The organism is Microbacterium sp. Leaf436, assembly GCF_001424715.1.
Lineage (GTDB): Bacteria > Actinomycetota > Actinomycetes > Actinomycetales > Microbacteriaceae > Microbacterium.
This window is the reverse complement of the sequence record NZ_LMRB01000003.1, coordinates 279,591-301,106: the sequence shown is the minus strand read 5'-3', so window position 1 is coordinate 301,106 and position 21,516 is coordinate 279,591. Positions and strand designations below refer to the sequence as shown.

The 21,516-nt window shown below is 70.3% G+C and carries 14 protein-coding genes; 6 read left to right on the top strand and 8 right to left on the bottom strand.

Translation table 11 applies throughout. The features are described 5' to 3' along the window. Window positions 1-97 precede the first annotated feature (97 nt). From gatB to gatC, 3 genes are read right to left on the bottom strand one after another with little or no spacing between them, the layout of a single operon-like run. Window positions 98-1,615 (bottom strand): Asp-tRNA(Asn)/Glu-tRNA(Gln) amidotransferase subunit GatB, encoded by a 1,518-nt coding sequence (gene gatB / locus ASG45_RS10320; RefSeq protein ID WP_055836760.1) that lies wholly within the window; start codon window positions 1,613-1,615, stop codon window positions 98-100. Continuing rightward, window positions 1,615-3,135, bottom strand: coding sequence for an Asp-tRNA(Asn)/Glu-tRNA(Gln) amidotransferase subunit GatA (gene gatA, locus ASG45_RS10315; RefSeq protein WP_055836757.1), 1,521 nt, complete (start codon window positions 3,133-3,135; stop codon window positions 1,615-1,617). Before gatA ends, gatB begins: the two co-directional genes overlap by 1 nt. Continuing rightward, the gene (gene gatC / locus ASG45_RS10310) at window positions 3,132-3,431 is read right to left on the bottom strand and encodes an Asp-tRNA(Asn)/Glu-tRNA(Gln) amidotransferase subunit GatC (protein ID WP_055836752.1); all 300 of its coding nucleotides are present in this window, start codon (window positions 3,429-3,431) and stop codon (window positions 3,132-3,134) included. The genes gatA and gatC overlap by 4 nt, the downstream gene beginning before the upstream one ends. A gap of 145 nt (window positions 3,432-3,576) precedes the next feature. On the opposite strand from gatC, the gene ASG45_RS10305 reads away from it, so the two are divergent. Beyond that, entirely contained in the window at window positions 3,577-5,256 is a 1,680-nt protein-coding gene (locus ASG45_RS10305; RefSeq protein ID WP_055836750.1) for a long-chain-fatty-acid--CoA ligase, read from the top strand. A gap of 120 nt (window positions 5,257-5,376) precedes the next feature. Beyond that, window positions 5,377-5,790, top strand: coding sequence for a hypothetical protein (locus tag ASG45_RS10300; RefSeq protein ID WP_055836747.1), 414 nt, complete (start codon window positions 5,377-5,379; stop codon window positions 5,788-5,790). A gap of 222 nt (window positions 5,791-6,012) precedes the next feature. On the opposite strand, the gene ligA is transcribed toward ASG45_RS10300, so the two are convergent. The 3 genes from ligA to ASG45_RS10285 form a co-directional block, all read right to left on the bottom strand. Then, window positions 6,013-8,559: an NAD-dependent DNA ligase LigA gene (gene ligA, locus ASG45_RS10295; RefSeq protein ID WP_235561601.1), complete on the bottom strand. Its 2,547-nt coding sequence runs from the start codon at window positions 8,557-8,559 to the stop codon at window positions 6,013-6,015. Between the two features lie 140 nt (window positions 8,560-8,699). After that, entirely contained in the window at window positions 8,700-9,797 is a 1,098-nt protein-coding gene (gene mnmA / locus ASG45_RS10290; RefSeq protein ID WP_082516557.1) for a tRNA 2-thiouridine(34) synthase MnmA, read from the bottom strand. A gap of 9 nt (window positions 9,798-9,806) precedes the next feature. Next, on the bottom strand, window positions 9,807-10,988 hold the full coding sequence (locus ASG45_RS10285; protein WP_055836741.1) for a cysteine desulfurase family protein: 1,182 nt from the start codon (window positions 10,986-10,988) through the stop codon (window positions 9,807-9,809). A 49-nt stretch (window positions 10,989-11,037) separates the two neighbouring features. Between ASG45_RS10285 and glgX the strand changes: the two genes are divergently transcribed. The 3 genes from glgX (at window position 11,038) to glgB (ending at window position 17,415) form a co-directional block, all read left to right on the top strand. Further along, entirely contained in the window at window positions 11,038-13,125 is a 2,088-nt protein-coding gene (glgX, locus tag ASG45_RS10280) for a glycogen debranching protein GlgX (protein WP_055836739.1), read from the top strand. Between the two features lie 67 nt (window positions 13,126-13,192). Then, window positions 13,193-15,277, top strand: a complete 2,085-nt coding sequence (locus ASG45_RS10275) for an alpha-1,4-glucan--maltose-1-phosphate maltosyltransferase (protein WP_235561600.1) — start codon at window positions 13,193-13,195, stop codon at window positions 15,275-15,277. Further along, window positions 15,274-17,415 (top strand): 1,4-alpha-glucan branching protein GlgB, encoded by a 2,142-nt coding sequence (gene glgB / locus ASG45_RS10270; protein WP_055836736.1) that lies wholly within the window; start codon window positions 15,274-15,276, stop codon window positions 17,413-17,415. Before ASG45_RS10275 ends, glgB begins: the two co-directional genes overlap by 4 nt. A 55-nt stretch (window positions 17,416-17,470) precedes the next feature. Here the strand turns inward: glgB and ASG45_RS10265 are convergent, their stop codons facing one another. Together ASG45_RS10265 and ASG45_RS10260 are read right to left on the bottom strand one after the other, a co-directional pair. Then, the gene (locus ASG45_RS10265) at window positions 17,471-18,412 is read right to left on the bottom strand and encodes a tetratricopeptide repeat protein (protein WP_055836728.1); all 942 of its coding nucleotides are present in this window, start codon (window positions 18,410-18,412) and stop codon (window positions 17,471-17,473) included. Further along, a complete protein-coding gene (locus ASG45_RS10260) occupies window positions 18,409-20,211 on the bottom strand; it encodes a hypothetical protein (protein WP_055836724.1) in 1,803 nt (600 codons plus the stop codon). The genes ASG45_RS10265 and ASG45_RS10260 overlap by 4 nt, the downstream gene beginning before the upstream one ends. A gap of 174 nt (window positions 20,212-20,385) precedes the next feature. On the opposite strand from ASG45_RS10260, the gene ASG45_RS10255 reads away from it, so the two are divergent. Beyond that, window positions 20,386-21,459 (top strand): AI-2E family transporter, encoded by a 1,074-nt coding sequence (locus ASG45_RS10255; protein ID WP_055836721.1) that lies wholly within the window; start codon window positions 20,386-20,388, stop codon window positions 21,457-21,459. Window positions 21,460-21,516 lie beyond the last annotated feature (57 nt).

Sequence of the window (21,516 nt, the reverse complement as noted above, 5' to 3'; positions counted from 1 at the left end):
CATCGGGCGGAGTGGAGGCGTCGACACCGACGGGAAACGACGGATGCCACGGCACCGGCCCCTCGTGGGGCGGCGGTGCCGTGGCATCCGGGGCGTTCTACTGGGCGGCGGCGCGCTCCAGCACGAGCTCGCGCACGCGCGCGGCGTCGGCCTGGCCCTTCATCGCCTTCATGACCGCGCCGATGACGGCGCCGGCGGCCTGCACCTTGCCGTCGCGGATCTTCGCGAGCACATCGGGCTGAGCCGCGAGGGCGTCGTCGATTGCCGCGATGAGCGCTCCGTCGTCGGAGACCACGGCCAGGCCGCGGGCGTCGACGACCTCTTGCGGGGTGCCCTCGCCCGCGATGACGCCCTCGAGCACCTGACGGGCGAGCTTGTCGGTGAGGGTGCCCGCCTCGACCAGCTGCTGCAGAGCGGCGACATGCGCGGCCGAGACGAGGTCGGCGGCGTCGCGCTCCTGCGCGTTGGCGACGCGGGTGATCTCACCCGTCCACCACTTGCGCGCGGTCGCGGGGGTGGCACCGGCGGCGATCGTCTCGGCGACGGCGTCGAGCAGACCACCGTTGGCGACGTCCTGGAACTCGAGGTCGGTGAAGCCCCACTCGGCCTTCAGACGACGGCGACGAGCGGCCGGGGGTTCCGGAAGAGCCGCGCGCAGCTCCTCGATCAGCTCGGGAGCCGGTACGACGGGCAGCAGGTCGGGCTCGGGGAAGTAGCGGTAGTCGTCGGCATCCGACTTCGGGCGCCCGGGAGAGGTGCGACCGGTGTCCTCGTGCCAGTGGCGCGTCTCTTGCGTGATCGTGCCACCCTGGGCCAGGATCGCGGCCTGGCGCTGGATCTCGTACCGCACGGCGCGCTCGACCGAACGCATCGAGTTGACGTTCTTCGTCTCGGTGCGCGTGCCCAGCTTCTCTTGCCCGCGGGGGCGCAGCGACACGTTCGCATCGCACCGCAGGTTGCCGCGCTCGAGCTTGGCCTCGGAGATGCCGAGACCGCGCACGATGTCGCGGATCGTGGCCACGTACGCCTTCGCCAGGTCGGGAGCCGAGTGCTCGGCGCCGATGATCGGCTTGGTGACGATCTCGACCAGCGGGACACCCGCGCGGTTGTAGTCGACCAGCGAGTACTCCGCGCCCTGGATGCGACCGGTCGCGCCACCCATGTGGGTGAGCTTGCCGGCGTCCTCTTCCATGTGGGCGCGTTCGATCGGAATCGTCACGAGCGTTCCGTCGGCCAGCTCGACCTCGACCGAGCCCTCGAAGGCGATCGGCTCGTCGTACTGCGAGATCTGGTAGTTCTTGCCGAGGTCGGGGTAGAAGTAGTTCTTCCGCGCGAAGCGGCTCGACGGCGCGATCGAGCAGCCGAGGGCGAGCCCCAGGCTGATCGAGGAACGGATCGCCTCGGCGTTCACGACCGGGAGCGCACCCGGCAGTCCCATGTCGACGGGCGCGACCAGGGTGTTCGGCGCGGCGCCGTGGTGGGCCTCGTTCGCCGGGTTCGGCGCGGACGAGAACATCTTCGTCGCGGTGTTCAGCTCGACGTGCACCTCGAAACCGAGGACGGGCTCGAATCGCTCGAGCGCCTCGTCGAAGTCCATCAGCGCATCTTTCGCCATCAGCTCGACGCTCCGTTCGTGAGAGAGGGGGCCTTGTCCAGCAGCGGTCCGCCCCACTGGTCGACCAGCAGCGCCTCGAGCGCCGCGCCGACGCGGTACAGACGCGCGTCTTCGCGGGCGGGGGCGAGGAACTGGATGCCGACGGGCAGGCCGTCTTCGGCGGCGAGGCCGCTCGGCACCGAGATGCCCGGGACACCGGCCAGGTTGGCGGGGATCGTGGTGATGTCGTTGAGGTACATCTGCAGCGGGTCGTCGATCTTCTCGCCGAGGCGGAATGCCGTGGTCGGCGCCGACGGCGTCGCGATGACGTCGACCTCGGCGAAGGCGGCGTCGAAGTCCTGCTGGATGAGCGTGCGCACCTTCTGGGCGCTGCCGTAGTAGGCGTCGTAGTAGCCCGCCGACAGCGCGTAGGTGCCGAGGATGATGCGGCGCTTGACCTCGGGACCGAAGCCGGCGTCGCGCGTGGCGGCCATGACGTTCTCGACCGTGGCGGGGCCCTGGGGGTTCACCCGCATGCCGAAACGCACCGAGTCGAACTTGGCCAGGTTGCTCGACGCCTCGGCGGGGAGGATCAGGTAGTACGCGGCGACACCGTACTCGAAGTGCGGGGCGCTGATCTCGACGATCTCGGCACCCTGCTCCTGCATCGCGGTGAGCGAGGCGCGGAACGAGTCGGAGACCCCCTTCTGAAAGCCCTGGTCGTCGAGTTCGCGGATGACGCCGACCTTGAGCCCCTTGAGCACCTGACCGGTGGCGCCCTCGCGGGCAGCCGCGGCGAACGAGGGCCACGCGTCGGAGAGCGACGTCGAGTCGTTCGCGTCGTGTCCGCCGATGACGTCGTGCAGCAGACCGGCGTCGAGAACGGTGCGGGTGACCGGACCCACCTGATCGAGGCTGGATGCCAGGGCGATGGCGCCGTAGCGGCTGACTCCGCCGTACGTGGGCTTGACGCCCACCGTGCCGGTCACGTGAGCGGGCTGACGGATCGACCCCCCGGTGTCGGAGCCGAGGGCCAGCGGAGCTTCGAACGCCGCCACGGCGGCGGCGGAGCCACCGCCGGAGCCGCCCGGGATGCGGTCGAGGTCCCACGGGTTGCGCGTGGGACCGTAGGCCGAGAACTCGGTGGACGAACCCATGGCGAACTCGTCCATGTTCGTCTTGCCCAGGGGCACGAGGCCCGCGGCGCGCGAGCGCGCGACGACGGTGGCGTCGTAGGGCGACATGTAGCCCTCGAGGATCTTCGATCCGCTGGTCGAGGGCATGTCGGTCGTGACGAGAACGTCCTTCACCGCGAGGGGCACACCGGCGAGCTCGTGGAGCTGCTCACCCGCGGCGCGGCGGCGATCGATGTCGGCCGCCACCTCGAGGGCGTGGTCGCTGACGTGCAGGAACGCGTGCACGTCGCCGTCGACGGCGGCGATGCGGTCGAGGTGCGCTTGCGTCGCCTCGACGCTCGACACCTCTTTGCGGGCGAGAGCGGCGGCCAGGTCGGCGGCGCTCAGGCGGGTCAGGTCGGTCACTGTTCCTCCCCCAGGATGGCGGTCACGCGGAATCGGCCGTCGGCCTGGTCGGGTGCGTTCTGCAGCACCTGCTCGCGCGTGAGCGGTTGCTGAACGACATCCGGGCGGAACACGTTCTCGAGCGGGATCGGGTGGCTCGTGGCGACGACGTCGGGCGTTGCGACCTCGGACACCTTCGCGATGTTGTCGACGATGGCATCCAGCTGGCCGGTGAGGCTGTGGACCTCTTCGTCGCTCAACTGGATCCGAGCGAGCACACCGAGATGGCGCACGAGATCAGGAGTGATTTCAGACACCCGTCGAGTCTAGTTCGCGCGGCGCCGCGCGCCGGGCCGCGATGGACGAGCGGAGACCGGTGACATGCCGCGCGTATCCCCGCTGTGCGGAACGCCGGGCCGGTTCCGACGGCGGGGCGCTCGCCCCTCGCCGTAGGCTGGCCGCGTGACGCGCTTCGACCCGCCCCGTCCCTGGACCCGCAGCTACGCCGACGGCGTCCCCGAGAACGTCGGAGCCCAGACCGGCTCGCTCGTCGACATCGTCGACGCCTCGACGCGCGACTATCCCGACGCCCCGGCGCTGCAGTTCTTCGGACGCGAGACGACCTACGCCGACATGTCGGCGCAGATCTCGCGGGCGGCAGCCGCTCTGGCGGCCCACGGCGTACGCGCCGGAGACCCCGTCGCGATCGTGCTACCGAACTGCCCTCAGCACATCGTGGCGTTCTACGCCGTGCTCCGGCTCGGAGCGGTGGTCGTCGAACACAACCCGCTCTACACCCCGCGCGAGCTGCGCAAGCAGTTCGAAGACCACGGCGCGAAGCACGCCATCGTCTGGAGCAAGGTCGTGCGCACGGTGCAGGAGTTCCCCGCCGACCTGCGGGTGAGCACACTGGTGTCGGTCGACGTCACCCTGGCGATGCCTCGGCTCACGCGTCTCGCGCTCCGACTGCCGATCGCGAAGGCCCGCGAGTCCCGCGCCGCGCTCACCGAGAAGACGCGGGATGCCACCCCCTGGACCGAGCTCGTCCGTCACGCGCCGCTGCCCGAGTCGCACCCGCGACCGACCGCCGACGATCTCGCGATCATCCAGTACACCAGCGGAACGACGGGCACCCCCAAGGGCGCCATGCTCACGCACGCCAACCTGCTCGCCAACGCCGCCCAGGCCCGCGCCTGGGTTCCGCAGATCGTGCGCGGCGAGGGGTGCGTCGTCTACGCGGTGCTGCCGATGTTCCACGCCTACGGGCTGACCCTGTGCCTGACCTTCGCGATGTCGATGGGCGCGCGGCTCGTGCTCTTCCCGAAGTTCGACCCCGACCTCGTGCTCGCCGTGACGAAGAAGCACCCCGCGACGTTCCTGCCCCTCGTTCCGCCGATCGCCGAACGGCTGCTCGCCGCCGCCGAGGCCCAGGGAATCTCGCTGGCCGGAACGGACGTCGCGATCTCGGGGGCGATGGCACTGCCCCACGACCTCGTCGTGCCGTTCGAGAAGGCCACCGGCGGCTACCTCGTCGAGGGATACGGGCTCAGTGAGTGCTCCCCCGTGCTCATGGCGAACCCCGTGGCCGGCAACCGGGTCGCCGGAACCGTGGGGCTCCCCCTGCCGGGCACCGAGTGCCGCGTCGTCGACCCCGACGACCCCCGCACCGACGTCGAACGGGGCGAGCTGCTCGTGCGCGGTCCCCAGGTGTTCTCGGGCTACTACGGCAAACCCGAAGAGACCGAGTCCGTGTTCGTCGACGGCTGGTTCCGCACGGGCGACATCGTGACGATCGACGACGACGGGTTCGTGCGCATCGTGGACCGCATCAAGGAACTCATCATCACCGGCGGCTTCAACGTCGCACCGACCGAGGTCGAGAACGTGCTGCGTCAGCACCCGTCCGTCGCCGATGTGGCCGTGGTCGGCGTGCCGAGCGAACATTCGGGTGAAGACGTCGTCGCCGCCGTCGTGCCGACCACCCCGGCTGACTTCGACGCCGAGGCGGTGCGGGCGTTCGCGCGCGGCATCCTGACCCCGTACAAAGTGCCCAAGCGTCTCGTGGTCGTCGACGAGCTGCCCCGCTCGCTGATCGGCAAGGTGTTGCGCCGGCAGGTGCGCGATCAGCTGCTCGGCGGCTGAACGAGAGGCCCCGCGCGGCTCCGACACAAGTCCCCGGTGCAAGATGGCGCCCCTCGTCGTGCCCTCGATATCGTGAGCCCCACCCGGAGCGATCCGCCCGGGGAGACAGAGGGGGATCACATGATCATCAAGCGCACTCCGCTCGCCGCCCTGGCGGCGTCGGCATTGCTGCTGCTGGCCGGCTGTTCGGGAGGCGGCGCTCCGGCGGCCGATCAGTCCAAGGCCGACGCGTGCGACATCGTCAAGACGCAGTTCGAAGAGGTCAGCAAGGCGGGCTCGTCGATGAGCTCGTCCGACCCCGAGGCCGCGATGACGAGTTTCAAGAGCCTCGCGACGAACGTCGACGACGCCTTCTCGTCGATCACGAACACCGAGGTCGCCCCCGCCGCCGCCCAGGCGAGCGGTGCGCTGAACGACTACGTCGCCTTCCTCGAGGGCGTCGTCGCCGACCCGAGCGGCGTCGACGGCTTGGGCGAGCAGGTGCAGACGCTGCAGCAGAGCTTCACCGACGCCGCGGCGGTCTGCGCCGGCTGACGTCGCGATACGCGCGCTGAGGGGCGGGGCCGGTGTCGGCTCCGCCCCTCCGTGCGGGAGGGAGGGGCCGATCCGGGACTGCCGCCTCTCCGCGGCGCGGACCTCGGGCATCTCCCACGGTAGGTGCGGTCAGGCCGTCGTTGCGACCCCACGGATGTGCGCGCACGCGAACGGCCTGCGGTGTCTGCGCTCCGGGGGGCGTCTGCGGGGGGCCGGGGCTGCTCAGTCGTCCGAGGTCGGCATGTCGGAGGTCGGCGTCTCAGAGGTCGCTTCGTCTACGTCGCCGACAGCCCTCGCGCCGCCGTCTGCGGTGACGTCAGCGGTCGCGTCGGCGATCGCATCCGCGTTGCCGCCGTCACCGCCGTCAAGAGCCGCAGGCCCCTGCTCGACCAGCACGCGGAACTGTGCGGCGTCGAGGATGCGCAGACCGAGCTCTTCGGCCTTCGCCAGCTTCGACCCGGCTCCCGGGCCGGCCGCCACGAAGTCCGTCTTCTTCGACACGCTCGACGCGGCCTTGCCTCCGGCGGCGAGGATGGCCTCCTGCGCCCCCTCTCGGGAGTACCCCTCGAGAGACCCGGTCGCCACGACCGTGAGCCCCGCGAGCACACCACCGGCGGCTGCCGCGGCGCCCGGCCCCGGGTGGCCGGGAATGGCGAAGCGCACGCCCGCGGCCGTCCATCGCTCGACGATCTCGCGGTGCCAGTCGACCTCGAACCAGTCGATGACCGCGTCGGCGATGATGCCCCCGACGCCCTCGACGGCGGCGAGCTCTTCTCGCGAGGCCGCGCGGACGGCATCCAGCGATCCGAACCACTGCGCGAGCGCGCGGGCGGCCACCGGTCCGACGTGGCGGATGTTCAGCGAGACGAGCAGACGGTACAGGTCTTTGGTCTTGGCCTTCTCGAGTTCGGCCACCAGTTTCAGCGCCTGCTCCGACGGACGCACCTCGCGGTGATCCTTGCGGATGCCGCGGCGTCGGCGCTCGGCGGGATCGAGGTCCTCGGTCCCCGGCGGATACGTGGCCGGGCCGAGCTTCTGGAACGGCGCGCGACGCACGAGGTCTCCGGTGTCGGGGTCGACCTTGCGCTCGCCCGTCTCGGAGTCGCGCACGACGACCTCGATGGGAACGAGCTGCTCGATCGTGAGATCGAACAACCCCGCCTCGGTGTCGAGGGGTGGGCGGTCGGGGACCTCGGGCTGGGTGAGCGCCGCGGCGGTCACTTCGCCGAGCGCCTCGATGTCGAGCGCGCCGCGGGAGCCGATGTGCTCGACACGCCCCCGCACCTGCGCGGGGCAGGAGCGGGCGTTCGGACACCGCAGGTCGATGTCGCCCTCTTTCGCGGGGCGCAGCGCGGTGCCGCACTCGGGACAGTCGGCGGGCATGACGAACGCGCGTTCCGTGCCGTCGCGCAGTTCGACCACCGGGCCGAGGACCTCGGGGATGACGTCGCCGGCCTTGCGCAGCACGACGGTGTCGCCGATGAGCACGCCCTTGACCTTGACCACGTCTTGGTTGTGGAGAGTGGCCTGGCGCACCACGCTGCCGGCGACCTTCGCCGGCTCCATCACGGCGAAGGGCGTGGCCCGCCCGGTACGCCCGACCGAGACGACGATGTCGATGAGCTTCGTGTTGACCTGCTCCGGCGGGTACTTGTAGGCGATGGCCCAGCGCGGAGCGCGGCTCGTGGCGCCGAGCTCGTCGTGCAGCGCCAGCTCGTCGACCTTGACCACGACGCCGTCGATCTCGTGCTCCACGTCGTGGCGGTGCGCGCCGTAGTGCGCGACGAACGACAGAACGCCGTCGATCGACGATTCGACCCGGCTGTACGGCGACGTGGGGAGTCCCCACGACGCCAACAGGTCGTAGATCTCGCTCTGGGCGGCGACCGGCGGATCGGGCCACGCGCCGAGGCCATGGACGTACAGGGAGAGGGAGTCGATGCGGGCGAGGCCGGCCTCGAGTTCGAGGCCGGTCTTCTTCTCGATCTGCTGGCGCAGTCCGCCGCTGGCCGCGTTGCGCGGATTGGCGAAGGCGGGGAACCGTCGCGCGGCCGCCTGCTCGGCCTTCTCTTCGTCGAAGGCCCGGGTGCCGCGTCGACCGGCGGCGCGCTCGCGGGACTCGGCCACCGCGCGCTCTCGGTACTCGCCCTGCAGTCTGTTGAGGTTCTCGAACTTCGCGACGGGGATGAACACCTCGCCGCGCACCTCGACGAGGGCGGGATGCCCCTCGCCGGACAGTTGTCGCGGAACGCGGGCGAGACGGAGCGCGTTGTCGGTCACGATCTCACCGACGCGCCCGTCGCCCCGGGTGGCCGCCGAGGTGAGAACGCCGTGCTCATAGCGGAGGTTGAGGGCGAGGCCGTCGATCTTGAGCTCGCTGAGCCAGTGCACCGCTCGACCCGCCGCCGCCTCGGTCTTCACCGCCCAGTCGCGCAGCTCGTCGGGCGAGAAGACGTTGTCGAGGCTCAGCATGCGCTCGGCGTGCTCGATGGTGGCGAGGTCGGTCGCCTCGGCGGCGCCCACCGACTGCGTGGGACTGTCCTGCCCCTGCAACTCGGGGTGCAACCGCTCGATGGCCTCGAGTCGTTGCATCCATCCGTCGTAGGTGGCGTCGTCGACGAGCTCGGCGTCCCGGCCGTAGTACGCCTCGCGCGCGTCGACGATGCGCTGCGTCAGGTCGGCCGCCTCGACGCGCGCGTCGTCGAGAGAAAGGTCGGGAAGCTGGTCGTGCTCGGTCACGTCCTCCAGCTTAGGGAGGGGTCCCGACATCGCCGTCGGGGTTGCCTCACTGGCGTGATGAGCGGAGTGCCAGGGACCAACGGAGGACCGATGCCACGGCATCCACCCTCCCCCGAACCCACACCCTCCGCTCATCACCGCCGGCGGACCCCCACGCCCGCGCGAGAAGGTCAGGCGTCGACCGGCACCGCCGACACCGTCCGGTCGATCGTGAACTGGCCCATCACGCGCGTGCCGTCATAAAGCACAGCCGTCTGGCCCGGGGCGACGCCGTCGAAGGGCGCATCGGGCCGTACCGTCAGCACACCGTCCACCAGAGAAGCGCAAGCGGGCACCGGGTCGGCGTGCGCGCGGATCTGCACGTGGCAGACGAAGCGGTCCCCCGCGGGTGCCCGGCCGGCCCAGGTGAAGCGCTCCCCCGCGATCTCGGCGCACGCGAGTGCCTCTTTCGGCCCCACCACGACGGTGTTGTTGATCGGGCGCACCTCGAGCACGAAGCGCGGCTTGCCGTCGGAGGCGGGAACGCCGAGCGAAAGGCCCCGCCGCTGACCGACGGTGAAGGCGTGCGCCCCCTCGTGCGTGCCGATGACGGCGCCCGAGCGGTCGAGGATCTCGCCGCGCTCGGCCCCGACCTTGTCGGCGAGCCAGCCGCGCGTGTCGCCGTCGGGGATGAAGCAGATGTCGTGGCTGTCGGGCTTCTGTGCCACCGTCAATCCGCGCTCGGCCGCCTCGGCGCGCACCAGGGCCTTCGACGGGGTCGACCCCAGCGGGAAGTAGGTGTGGGCCAACTGCTCCGCCGTCAGCACGCCCAGCACGTACGACTGGTCCTTGGCGTTGTCGGACGCACGGTGCAGCTCCCGCCCGTCGGGCGTGTCGATGAGCGTGGCATAGTGCCCGGTGCACACGGCGTCGAAGCCGAGCTCGAGAGCGCGTTCCAGCAGAGCCGCGAACTTGATCTTCTCGTTGCACCGCATGCACGGGTTGGGAGTGCGCCCCGCGCGGTACTCCGACACGAAGTCGTCGATGACGTCGTCGCGGAAACGCTCCGAGAAATCCCAGACGTAGAAGGGCATGCCGAGTTTGTCGGCGGCGCGGCGGGCGTCCATCGCGTCTTCGATCGTGCAGCATCCGCGACTGCCGGCGCGCAGCGTTCCGCCCGCGCGCGACAGCGCCAGGTGCACGCCCACCACGTCGTGGCCCGCCTCCACCGCGCGGGCCGCGGCCACCGCGGAGTCGACGCCACCGCTCATCGCCGCCAGAATTCGCATGGGTCCAGTCTACGAACGCGGGGCTGAACGGGCGCCGGATGCCACGGCCCGGGCGTACGCGTCGGGAAGACGGGCGAGCACCGCCTCGACGTCCGCCGACGTCGAGGTGCGTCCCAGGCTGAACCGCAGCACCGAGCGGGCGGCGCGGTCGTCGAGTCCGAGAGCGAGGACGACGTGCGAGGGCTCGGCGACACCGGCCTGGCACGCCGACCCCGTCGACACGGCGATCCCCGCCATGTCGAGCAGGAACAGCAGCGTCTCGCCCGCGGCATCCGGGAACAGCACGTGCGCGTTTCCGGCGAGCCGATCCGTCGGATCGCCCAGCAGGCGCGCCGCGGGGACGGATCTCAGGATGCCGTCGACCAGGCGATCGCGCAGCGCTCCGAGCCGCACGTTCTCGGCCTCGCGCTCGGCCTCGGCGGCGGTGGCCGCGGCGGCGAAGGCGGCGGCTCCCGCGACGTCCTGCGTTCCGGCGCGGAGCCCCCGCTGCTGCCCACCCCCGTGCACGAGGGCCGTCAGCGTCGCGTGCCGCGACACCACCGCGGCCCCCACCCCGACGGGGCCACCGACCTTGTGCGCCGAGACCGACATCGCCGCCAGTCCCCCGGCCGCGGTGCCCGCACCTCGCCAGGCCGCGAAGTCCACCGCGATCTGACCGAGTGCCGAGACGGCGTCGAGGTGCAGCGGAACCCCGGCTCCGGATGCCAGCTCCGCGAGCGCCGCCGGATTCTGCACCGTCCCGACTTCGTTGTTGGCCACGAGCGCGGTGGCGACGGCGGTTCCCGGCAGCGCCGCGGCGAACGCGTCGGCGTCGATCCGACCGACGGCGTCGAGGCCGACCGGGCGTACGAGTGCGCCCTGGGTGGCGAGCCAGCTCACGACGTCGAGCGTGGCGTGATGCTCGCCGTCGGGCAGGACGAGGGCGTCGACCCCGGTCGGGCGGGACCACCACAGCCCCTTCAGGGCGAGATTGGTCGCCTCGGTGCCGCTGCCGGTGAAGACGATCTCGATGGGCTGGCACCCCAGTACGAGGGCGAGCTGGTCGCGGGCGTCTTCGAGCAAGCGACGCGCCGCCTGGCCGGCCCCGTGGATCGACGACGGATTGCCCAGCACATCGTGTGCGGCGAGCCACGCAGCGCGCGCTTCTGCGCGCAACGGCGTGGTCGCTGCGTGATCGAGGTAGACCTGCATCGTGCTGTCCTTCCGACGACGCCTGCCGCCGTTCACTACCCTAAGACGCATGGTCCGACCCGAGACTGTCCTTCCCGCCCGCCCCGGCCTGCTCGGCAGCGCCTTCGACGATCTCGGAGTGAGGCTGGGCCCCGATGGCGGCACCCTCCGGGTGTGGTCGGGTCACGCCGACGCGATGCAGATGCTCGTGTTCGACGACGTCGACCTCGACTGGGCGACCGAGACGGTGACGATGGTCCCCCTCGGCGACGGGGTGTTCGAGGCGACCTCCGCTCTGCTGCGGCCCGGAGCCCGCTACGCCATCCGCGTGGGCGGTCCGCTCGGCCCCGGCAACACCTTCAATCCGCAGACGCTCCTGGTCGAGCCGTACGCGCGGGGGCTCGTCTCGGGCAACTTCGGCGACTGGCGCGCGGTCGTGGTCGAGGGCGGCTTCGATTGGGGCACGTCGACGAAACCGCGCGTGCCGCTGGACAAGACCGTGATCTACGAGGGCCACGTGAAGGGGCTGACCAAGCGGCATCCCTTCATTCCGCCGGCGCTGCACGGCACCTACGCCGGTCTCGCGCACCCCGCCATGATCGATCACTTCCTGTCGCTCGGCATCACCAGCGTCGAGCTGCTGCCGATCCACGCCTTCGCGACCGAGCCGCGTCTGCTGCAGCTGGGGCTGACGAACTACTGGGGCTACAACAGCCTCAACTTCTTCACCCCGCACGCCGCCTACGCCACCGCGGCCAGCCGCGCCGAGGGTCCCGAGGCGGTGCTGCGCGAGTTCAAGGGCATGGTGAAGCTGCTCCACGAGGCCGGCCTCGAGGTCATCCTCGACGTGGTCTACAACCACACCGCCGAAGAGGGCATCGGCGGCCCCCGCACGAGCTTGCGGGGCATCGACAACCGGTCGTACTACCGCCAGACCGACGACGGCGCCTACATCGACGAGACCGGGTGCGGCAACGCGGTCGACACCTCGACCGACGCCGCCGCGCGGCTGGTCCTCGATTCGCTGCGTTACTGGGCCAACGACGTGCAGATCGACGGGTTCCGCTTCGACCTCGCCGTCACGCTGGGCCGCGACGAGCGGCACTCGTTCACGCCGGAGCATCCGCTGCTCCAGGCCATCCGCGACGACGCCGAACTCGCCGACGTGAAGCTCATCGCCGAGCCGTGGGACGTCGGCATGGGCGGGTGGCAGACGGGGAACTTCGGCGACGGCTGGCAGGAGTGGAACGACCGCTACCGCGACCGGGTGCGCAACTTCTGGCTGAGCGACATCGACTACGCCCGCCGCGCCGACACCGCCCCCGTGGGGATCGGCGGCTTCGCCACGCGCCTGGCGGGCTCCTCGAACACCTTCTCGGAGGAGCGCGGACCGCTCGCGAGCATCAACTTCGTGACGGCGCACGACGGCTTCACGCTGCGCGACCTCGTCTCGTACGACGTCAAGCACAACCTGGGCAACGGCGAGCAGAACCGCGACGGCGCCGACACCAACCGCTCCTTCAACCACGGCGCCGAAGGACGCACCGATGACGAACGCGTCCTCGCCACCCGTCGCAAGGCCATGCGCAACCTGATGGGAACGCTGCTCGTCTCGGCCGGCATCCCGATGATCACCGCGGGCGACGAGATGGGACGCACCCAGCGGGGCAACAACAACGCCTACTGCCACGACTCGGCCCTCACCTGGCTGTCGTGGGATCTCGCACCCTGGCAGCGCGATCTGTTCGCGCACACGCAGCGTCTGCTGCAGATCCGCCGCGACAACCCGGCCCTGCGTCCTCGGCGGTTCGCCCGACTCGGGGAGCGCATCCCCTCGGCCTCGGTCATGCAGTGGTTCGACGAGAAGGGGCGCACGATGTCGAGTGACGCCTTCAACGACCCCGCGCATCGCACGCTGCAATACCTCGCGACCTCGACGCCCGAGCACGAAGACCTCAACCAGGTCCTGCTGGTCGTGCACGGGACCGAGGCGCCGGCCGACATCGTGCTGCCCGCTCTCGACGACGATGCCGGCACGGCCTACGTCTCGCTGTGGTCCAGTGCCGACGAGGCGCCGACCCCCGGCGGGGAGCGTTTCGCCCCCGGCGAGACGGTCTCGCTGGCGGGCGCATCGATGCGTTTGTTCCGCGTCGAGTAACCGACGCGCCCTGTCAAGGGCGCGAGAAAGGTGAGGGCACGTCGTCGCCCCGCGGTAGGTTCGGACCGTGGCTGACACGACGACTCTCACGCCCGAGCTGCCCTGGCGCAGTGCCGCCTCGATCCCCGTGCGGCCGGTCAAGCCGACACCGACGTCACGGAACGTGGTCACCCCACGCATCCCCCTGGCCCTTCCGCATCCGAGTGTTCCCGGCGGGCGGTTCCGACCGTCGGCCTTCGTCGGCGAAGCCGTGCCCTTCACGGTGACCGCCTTCCGCGAGGGACACGATCTGATCGGCGTGCACGTGCGCCTGTTCTCGCCCTCGGGCGACGAATCACTGCACCGTCTCAGCCCACTGAACGACGGGTTCGACCGCTGGTCGGCGCTCGTGGTCCCCCTCGAGCAGGGTGTCTGGCGGTTCCGGTTCGAGTCCTACGCCGACGACTTCGCCACCTGGGAGCACGCGGCAGACCTGAAGATCGCCGCGGGCGTCGACGTCGCCGTCATGCGCGAGATGGGCGCTCAGCTCTTCGACCGCGCCCGAGGCGAGAAGAAGCGCCCCGGCAGCGACAAAGACGTGCTGTACGACGCCGCGCGGGCACTCCGCGACCCCGACACGCACGACGACGTCGCCCTCGACATCGTCCGCGACCCCGCGATCGCCGCGTTGTTCCACGCCCGGCCCCTGATGGGTCTGGTCTCGGTCGGGCGCGACGCCGAACTGCTCGTCGAACGCACCCGCGCCGGTGTCGGCTCGTGGTACGAGTTCTTCCCCCGCTCCGAGGGCGCCACGCGCGCCGAGGACGGCAGCGTCGTCAGCGGAACCTTCCGCACCGCCGCCGAGCGCCTCCCCGCCGTCGCCGCGATGGGCTTCGACGTGCTGTACCTGCCGCCGATTCATCCGATCGGTCAGACCAACCGCAAGGGCCCGAACAACACCCTCGTCACCCAGCCGGGCGACCCCGGTTCGCCGTGGGCCATCGGCGGGGCCGCGGGCGGGCACGACAGCGTGCACCCCGACCTCGGCACTCTCGACGACTTCCGCGCCTTCGTCGCCGCGGCGCGCGAGAACGACATCGAGGTGGCCCTCGACCTCGCCCTCCAGGCCTCTCCCGACCACCCGTGGGTCACCGAGCACCCCGAGTGGTTCACGACGCTGCCCGACGGCTCCATCGCCTTCGCCGAGAACCCGCCGAAGAAGTACCAGGACATCTACCCCGTCAACTTCGACAACGACCCCGACGGCATCCGCGCCGAGGTGCTGCGGATCGTGCGCCACTGGATCGCCCAGGGCGTGAAGATCTTCCGCGTCGACAACCCGCACACCAAGCCGTTGCAGTTCTGGGAGTGGCTCATCGCCACCGTCAGCGCCGAAGAGCCCGACGCGGTCTTCCTCGCCGAGGCGTTCACGCGCCCCGCTCCCCTGCAGGGGCTCGCGATGGCCGGGTTCCAGCAGAGCTACACCTACTTCACGTGGCGCAACACGAAGGAAGAACTCGAGGAGTTCCTCTCGGGCCTCGCGCACGAGACCGACGACTTCCTCCGTCCCAACCTCTTCGTGAACACTCCCGACATCCTCACCGAGTACCTGCAGTTCGGCGGCCGACCGGCGTACAAGATCCGCGCCGCGATCGCCGCCACCGCGGCCCCCACGTACGGCGTGTACGCCGGGTACGAGCTGTACGAGAACGTCGCGCGTCCCGGTGCCGAAGAGAACATCGACAACGAGAAGTTCGAGTACAAGTTCCGCGACTGGGCCGGTGCCGAGGCGGCGGGCGACTCGCTGGCCCCGTACCTGCGCATCCTCAACGAGGCTCGACGCGCGCACCCCGCCCTCGGCCAGCTGCGCAACCTCAGCGTGCACTGGAGCGACGACGACGCGATCCTCGTCTACTCGAAGCACCTCGATGCGGCCCTGTCACCCACCGGCGAGAGCGACACGATCATCGTGATCGCCAACGTCGATCCGCACTCGACCCGCGAGAGCACCGTCCACCTCGACACCACCGTCTGGGGTGTCGAACCGGGAACGTCGTACGACGTCGAAGATCTCGTGACGGGACAGGTCTGGACCTGGGCCGACCACAACTTCGTGCGTCTCGACGCCTTCACCGAGCCCGTGCACATCCTGCACGTCAAGGAGAACCGATGACCACTCTTCCTCCCGAGATCCTGGATGCCGTGGCGAACGGCGCGCACCACGACCCGCACAGCGTGCTCGGCGTGCACGAGGGCGCCGACGGCTGGGTCCTGCGCGCGCGGCGTCCTCTCGCGCGCGAGGTGGCTGCCGATCTCGCCACCGGTGACAGCGTCACCCTCGAGCACGTGCACGGCGGCGTGTGGGAGGCCGCTCTCACCGAGAACCCCGGCCGGTACACGCTGCGCACGACCTACGACGACGGGGTCGAGAACGCCACCGACGACGGCTATCGGCACGCTCCCTCGATCGGCGAGCTCGACCTGCACCTCATCTCCGAGGGGCGCCACGAAGAACTCTGGCGGATCCTGGGCGCCCACGTCCGCGAGATGGATGGCTCCGCCGGCACGGCCTTCACGGTGTGGGCGCCCGACGCCCGCGCCCTGCGCGTGATCGGCGACTTCAACGGCTGGGACGGCACGGGCAGCGCGATGCGCTCGATGGGCGGCAGCGGCGTCTGGGAGCTCTTCGTCCCCGGCATCGGCGCGGGCACCCGCTACAAGTTCGAGATCCTCACCCGCGGCGGCGCCTGGATCCAGAAGGCCGACCCGATGGCCCGCCTGGCCGAGGTCCCCCCGGCCACGGCCTCGGTCGTCACCGAGTCCGAGTACGCCTGGGCGGATGACGCGTGGATCGAGGAACGCTCGACGACCGCTCCGCTGGACCGCCCGATGTCGATCTACGAGCTGCACCTCGCGTCGTGGAAACCAGGGCTGTCGTACCGTGACGCCGCCGACGAGATCATCGACTACGTCGGGGCCCAGGGCTTCACGCACGTCGAGTTCCTCCCGCTCGCCGAGCACCCGTTCGGCGGTTCCTGGGGCTACCAGGTCTCGGGCTACTACGCTCCGACGAGCCGCTTCGGAGACCCCGACGACCTGCGCTACCTCATCGACCGGCTGCACCAGGCCGGCATCGGCGTGATCATGGATTGGGTCCCCGGCCACTTCCCCAAAGACGAGTTCGCGCTCGCGCGCTTCGACGGCGAACCCCTGTACGAGCACCCCGACCCCCGGCGCGGCGAGCACAAGGACTGGGGCACGCTCATCTTCGACTACGGCCGCAACGAGGTGCGCAACTTCCTCGTCGCGAACGCGCTGTACTGGTTCGAGGAGTTCCACGTCGACGGTCTGCGCGTGGATGCCGTGGCATCCATGCTCTACCTCGATTACTCGCGCAATGACGGCGAGTGGGCTCCCAACCAGTTCGGCGGGCGTGAGAACCTCGAGGCCATCCGATTCCTGCAGGAGGTCAACGCGACCTCGTACAAGCGTTATCCGGGCATCGCGATCATCGCCGAGGAGTCGACCAGTTTCCCCGGGGTCACCGCCCCCACCTCGCACGCCGGACTCGGTTTCGGGTTCAAGTGGAACATGGGCTGGATGAACGACTCGCTGCAGTACATCGGGCGCGATCCCATGTACCGCTCGCACCACGAGGGCGAGCTGTCGTTCTCGTTCGTCTACTCGTTCAGCGAGAACTTCGTGCTCCCCATCAGCCACGACGAGGTCGTGCACGGCAAGGGGAGCCTCTTCGGCCGCATGCCGGGCGACCACTGGCAGAAACTCGCCAACATGCGTGCGTTCCTCGCCTATATGTGGGGCCACCCGGGCAAGCAGCTGCTCTTCATGGGCCAGGAGTTCGGCCAGATGTCGGAGTGGTCGGAGTCGCGCGGCCTCGACTGGTGGATGCTCGACCAGCCCTCGCACGCGCAGTTGCACGCCTTCGTCGCCGAGCTCAACCGCGTGTACCGCGACCAGGCCGCCCTGTGGTCGCGCGATCACGACGGCGCCGCGTTCTCGCGTCTGGGCGCTCCCGCGTGGAACCCCAACGTGCTGGCGTTCGCGCGCCGCGACCACCACGGCAACACCATCGCCGTGCTGTGCAACTTCTCGGGCGTCCCGCTCGGGGACTTCCCCATCGACCTGCCCGAAGCGGGAACGTGGACCGAGATCCTCAACAGCGATGCCGAGGCGTTCGGCGGCTCGGGCCAGGGCAACTTCGGTGCGGTGACGACCGATTCCCGCGGCAGCGCCGTCGTCACGCTCCCGCCCCTGGGCGTGCTGTGGCTGCACCACCGCGCCGAGAGCTGACCTCGGCGCACGACGAAGGCCCCACCCTCGATCGGGTGGGGCCTTCGTCGTCGGCTCAGAAGAGCAGGGATGCCAGACGGGTACGCGCGCGGATGACGCGGGCGTCGTCGTCGCCGACGAGACCGAACAGCTCGAGGATGCGTTCGCGAACGGGCGCCCGATCGTCGGCCGGGAGCTCGGCGAACAGATCGAGCAGACGCGCGAAGGCGTCGTCGACGTGGCCGCCCACGAGGTCGAGGTCCGCAACCAGGAACTGCGCGTCGAAATCGGTCGGAGCTGCGGCCGCGGCCGCACGGGCGGCCTGCAGGTCGGCATCCTGCACACGGGCGAGCAGGCTCACCTGTCCGAGTCCGGCGCGGGCGTCGGCGTCACGGGGGTCTTCGACGAGCGCCTGCTCGTAGGCGGTGATCGCCCGGGCGTAGTCGCCCTCTTCGATCGCGGCGAACGCCTCGGCGTGCAGCGGGGGCAGAACCGGCTCTTCGGGCTCGGCGACCGCATCGGCGGCGCCGTCGACGGGGATCGTGCCTGTGACGCCGTGCTGGGCCGCGAGCTGCAGCAGCTGGGCGAACACCTCGCGCACCTGCTCCTCGGGGACGGCGCCCGTGAACAACGGCACGGGCTGGCCGGCGACGAGCGCCAGCACCATCGGGATCGACTGCGCGCGGAAGCCCTGGGCGAGCTGCGGGTTGGCGTCGACGTCGACCTTGGCGAGCACGAGACGGCCCGCGAGCTCGGTCACGACCTTCTCGAGCACGGGGCTCAGCTGCTTGCAGGGACCGCACCACTCCGCCCACAGGTCGATGACGACCGGAACGGTCCGCGACAGCTCGAGCACCTCGCCGAAGCTGGCGTCGGTGACGTCGAAGACGAGGGGCAGCGCTCCCGACGGCGGGGCCGCCGGGGCGGCCTCACCGGCGGCGGGGGGCTGCGGGCGGTTGCGCAGCGACGAGAGGTCGACGGCACCGCGCATGACGGAACCGGGGGCGGGAGTGCTCACGGGGACACCTTCGCTTCGAGGAGGCTGGATCGGTAACCGAGCAGGCGGATCTGGTCGTCCGAGCCTTGGCTGGGGACGTAGAAGAAGACCTGGTCGGAGTAGGTGGTGGTGAAGCCCGTCGCCGACTGGTCGACGCCGGTCAGCGCCTTCACCGCCGGGTTGTTGTCGAGCTTGATCACGGCGTCGGCGTTCGTGGGCTTGGCCGTGTCGCTCTCGTACACGTTGACCGCGACGATCGCGCCGGTGTCGAGGGTGGCCAGAGCGATCGGCGAGGCGGGACCGGCCGAGGCGGCGAAGCTGATCTCGGCCGTGCCCTGACCCGTCTGATTCAGCTCGTCGGTGCGCTTGGTCTTGTTGTCCTGGATGGCGGTCAGCAGCAGGTCGTTCGCCGTGTCGAAGAGGCCGTACGAGGCACTGTTCTGCCCGTTGTTGATGATGTCGGAGTAGGCCTCCGCGACCTTCTGCGGCTCCATGACCAGGAACGACGAGTCCGGGGGAACCTGCGTGGCGCCCACGTACGGGGCGGCCAGCTCGGGCAGGTTGGTCGAGGCCTCGAGGTTTCCGACGTACGCGGCCTTGTACTCGGCCCAGGGCGTCTCTTGCGTCATCATCATGATCGTCGTGGTCGGAGTCGCCGCGTCAGCGGACTCCACGACCGTCATGAGCGTGCGCGGCCACGCGCCGGTGGTCTGCGGCAGGATGATCTGCACCGGTTCGGCCGGGATGGCGGGGAGGGCCGGACGGTCGGTGATCGCCGCCCGCAGCGTGTAGTTGGTCTCGCGCTCCGCGAGCGCCGGTCCCGTCAGGCGGGTCGCGGCGGCGGTCTTGTCGAGGGACGCGTCGGCCTGCGTCACCGCGGTCGACACGCGCGAGACGATGCGCGTCGCCTGCGCCTCGGTGACGGCCGGCGGGAACTGGCCCTCGGGCACGATGACGGTCGGGGACGCACTCGGCGTCTCGGTCGCGGCCAACTGCGGCCACGCATCGGCGGAGCAGCCGGCGAGCAGGGTGAGCGAGACACCGAGCGCGGGGACCGCGATGAGGGCGCGTCGTCCGCCACCCAGGGCTCCGCGCACCCGACCCCGGCGGGCCGGCGACTCGCTCACGACACCCGTGCCCGCCGTCCGGGACTCGCCGATCGAGATGGGCTCGGTCACGGGCAGCGGGAGGCCCTTGCGGCGCGGGCGGCGCGAACGACGCACGTGCCGGATGCCGAGGAGGTACAGCACGAGACCGGCGAGAAGCGCGATGCCGCCGCCCACGATCAGCGGGCCCGCCCAGGGTGTGCTGTCGTCGATCGGCCACGTCACGCTGATGTCGGAGGGGGCGGGAGCGATACCGTCCGAGGCCACCAGGACGCTCATGTCGGCGGGAAGCTGCAGAGTGGTCGACAGCGAACCGGTCTGTTCGAACTCGTCGAGCCACAGGTCGGAATCGACCGGGCTGCGCCCGGCGACCTCGCCCGTCGCGGTCGCGGTGGGCTCGACGACCGACGTCTGGAGGCTGCCCTCGCCGCCGGGGACCACCGAGGTGTACCGCGTGTCCGACAGCCACGCCTGCATGTCGGAGGTGCGCCCGTACGACACGAACACGGCTCCGTCACCCGCGACGCGCAGCGTCTGCGCGCCCGGGGTGCTGGTGAGAACCGACCCGTCGATGAGCGTGTAGGGCGTGGTGCCCTCGGTCTGCACGGCCGCGGTGGTCTCGGACGGACCCTGGAATACGGTCCGCTGAGCGATGCCCGCACCGATCATGGCGGCGGCGATGACGAACGCCACCACGGCCCAGACAAATCTCACTCTTCACACCATCCCCACCGGCGGCCCTGGCACCACCGAAGAATCGACGTTTCAGACTAGCCGAGGACGCCTGAAAGTTCGCGGCGAGGCCCGTCGCGCACGTTCGAGGGCGCGGCGTCAGTATCCTGACGACAACGGGCGCCGTCGCACCCGTCCGAGGCGGGAGTCGTCGTCATGAAGATCCACAATCCTTTCCAGGTGGCGCTGCTGGCGACGCTCGGCGTCGGCGTCGGGCTGCTGCTGATCGGCAGCGTCGAGAACCTGTCCACGATCCTGCTGTACGTGGGAACGGCCCTCTTCCTCTCGCTGGGCCTCGATCCCGTCGTCTCGTTCCTCGAGAAGCGCGGTCTCCCCCGGTGGGCGGCGGTCCTCGTGACGATCCTCGGGGTGCTGGGGATCTTCGCCGGCATCATCGTGATGGTCGTGCCGATCATCGTCGGGCAGATCACCCAGCTCGTGGTGCAGATCGAGCAGCTCCTGCAGCCGACCCGGTGGAACGAGATCGTCACGCAGGTGCAGACCTGGGTCGAGCAGACCCTCCCCTGGTTGCGCCTCGACGAGGTGTGGGCCGGTGTGCAGCAGTGGGTCACCACGCTCGACGTGGGGTCCATCTCGACGATGGTGGGCAACAGCCTCCTCACGATCGGCGGTGCGGTGGCGGCCGGCGTCGGCGGCGCGTTCATCGTGCTCATCCTGACGATCTACTTCACGGCATCCACCCCGTCGCTCAAGTCGGCCGTCTACCAGTTGGTCCCCGCGTCGAAGCGCGCGCGGTTCATCGAGCTGGCCGAGAAGATCACCGATTCCGTCGGCTACTACGTCATGGGTCAGGTGAGCCTGGGCGTGATCAACGGCGTGCTGAGCGCGATCTTCCTGTCGATCATCAACGCCCCGTTCCCGGCCGTGCTCGCCGTGATCGCCTTCTTCTTCTCGTTGATCCCGCTCGTGGGTACGCTCACCGGGTCGACGATCATCGTGCTGACGTGCCTTCTGCCCGGGCTCGGATCTCCCACGACGGCGCTGATCGCGCTGGTCTACTACCTCGTCTACATGCAGATCGAGGCGTACGTCATCTCGCCGCGCATCATGAACCGCGCCGTCTCGGTACCCGGTGCCGTCGTCGTGATCTCGGCCCTCGCCGGCGGTGCGCTGCTCAACCTGCTCGGCGCCCTCATCGCCATCCCCGTGGCCGCGAGCATCCTCATCATCTACCGCGAGGTGATCATCCCGCGGCAGAACGAGCGGTGATCGACGCTCCGTCACCCCGCGAGACCGGCCGAGCCGTTCGCCTCGCGTGGGACACCG

Excerpts from the sequence above, each read along its gene's own strand:
- mnmA (WP_082516557.1), bottom strand. The coding sequence starts at position 9,797 with ATGCGAATTCTGGCGGCGATGAGCGGTGGCGTCGACTCCGCGGTGGCC.
- ligA (WP_235561601.1), bottom strand. The coding sequence starts at position 8,559 with ATGTCGGGACCCCTCCCTAAGCTGGAGGACGTGACCGAGCACGACCAG.
- ASG45_RS10255 (WP_055836721.1), top strand. The coding sequence starts at position 20,386 with ATGAAGATCCACAATCCTTTCCAGGTGGCGCTGCTGGCGACGCTCGGC.
- gatB (WP_055836760.1), bottom strand. The coding sequence starts at position 1,615 with ATGGCGAAAGATGCGCTGATGGACTTCGACGAGGCGCTCGAGCGATTC.
- ASG45_RS10285 (WP_055836741.1), bottom strand. The coding sequence starts at position 10,988 with ATGCAGGTCTACCTCGATCACGCAGCGACCACGCCGTTGCGCGCAGAA.
- glgB (WP_055836736.1), top strand. The coding sequence starts at position 15,274 with ATGACCACTCTTCCTCCCGAGATCCTGGATGCCGTGGCGAACGGCGCG.
- ASG45_RS10300 (WP_055836747.1), top strand. The coding sequence starts at position 5,377 with ATGATCATCAAGCGCACTCCGCTCGCCGCCCTGGCGGCGTCGGCATTG.
- glgX (WP_055836739.1), top strand. The coding sequence starts at position 11,038 with ATGGTCCGACCCGAGACTGTCCTTCCCGCCCGCCCCGGCCTGCTCGGC.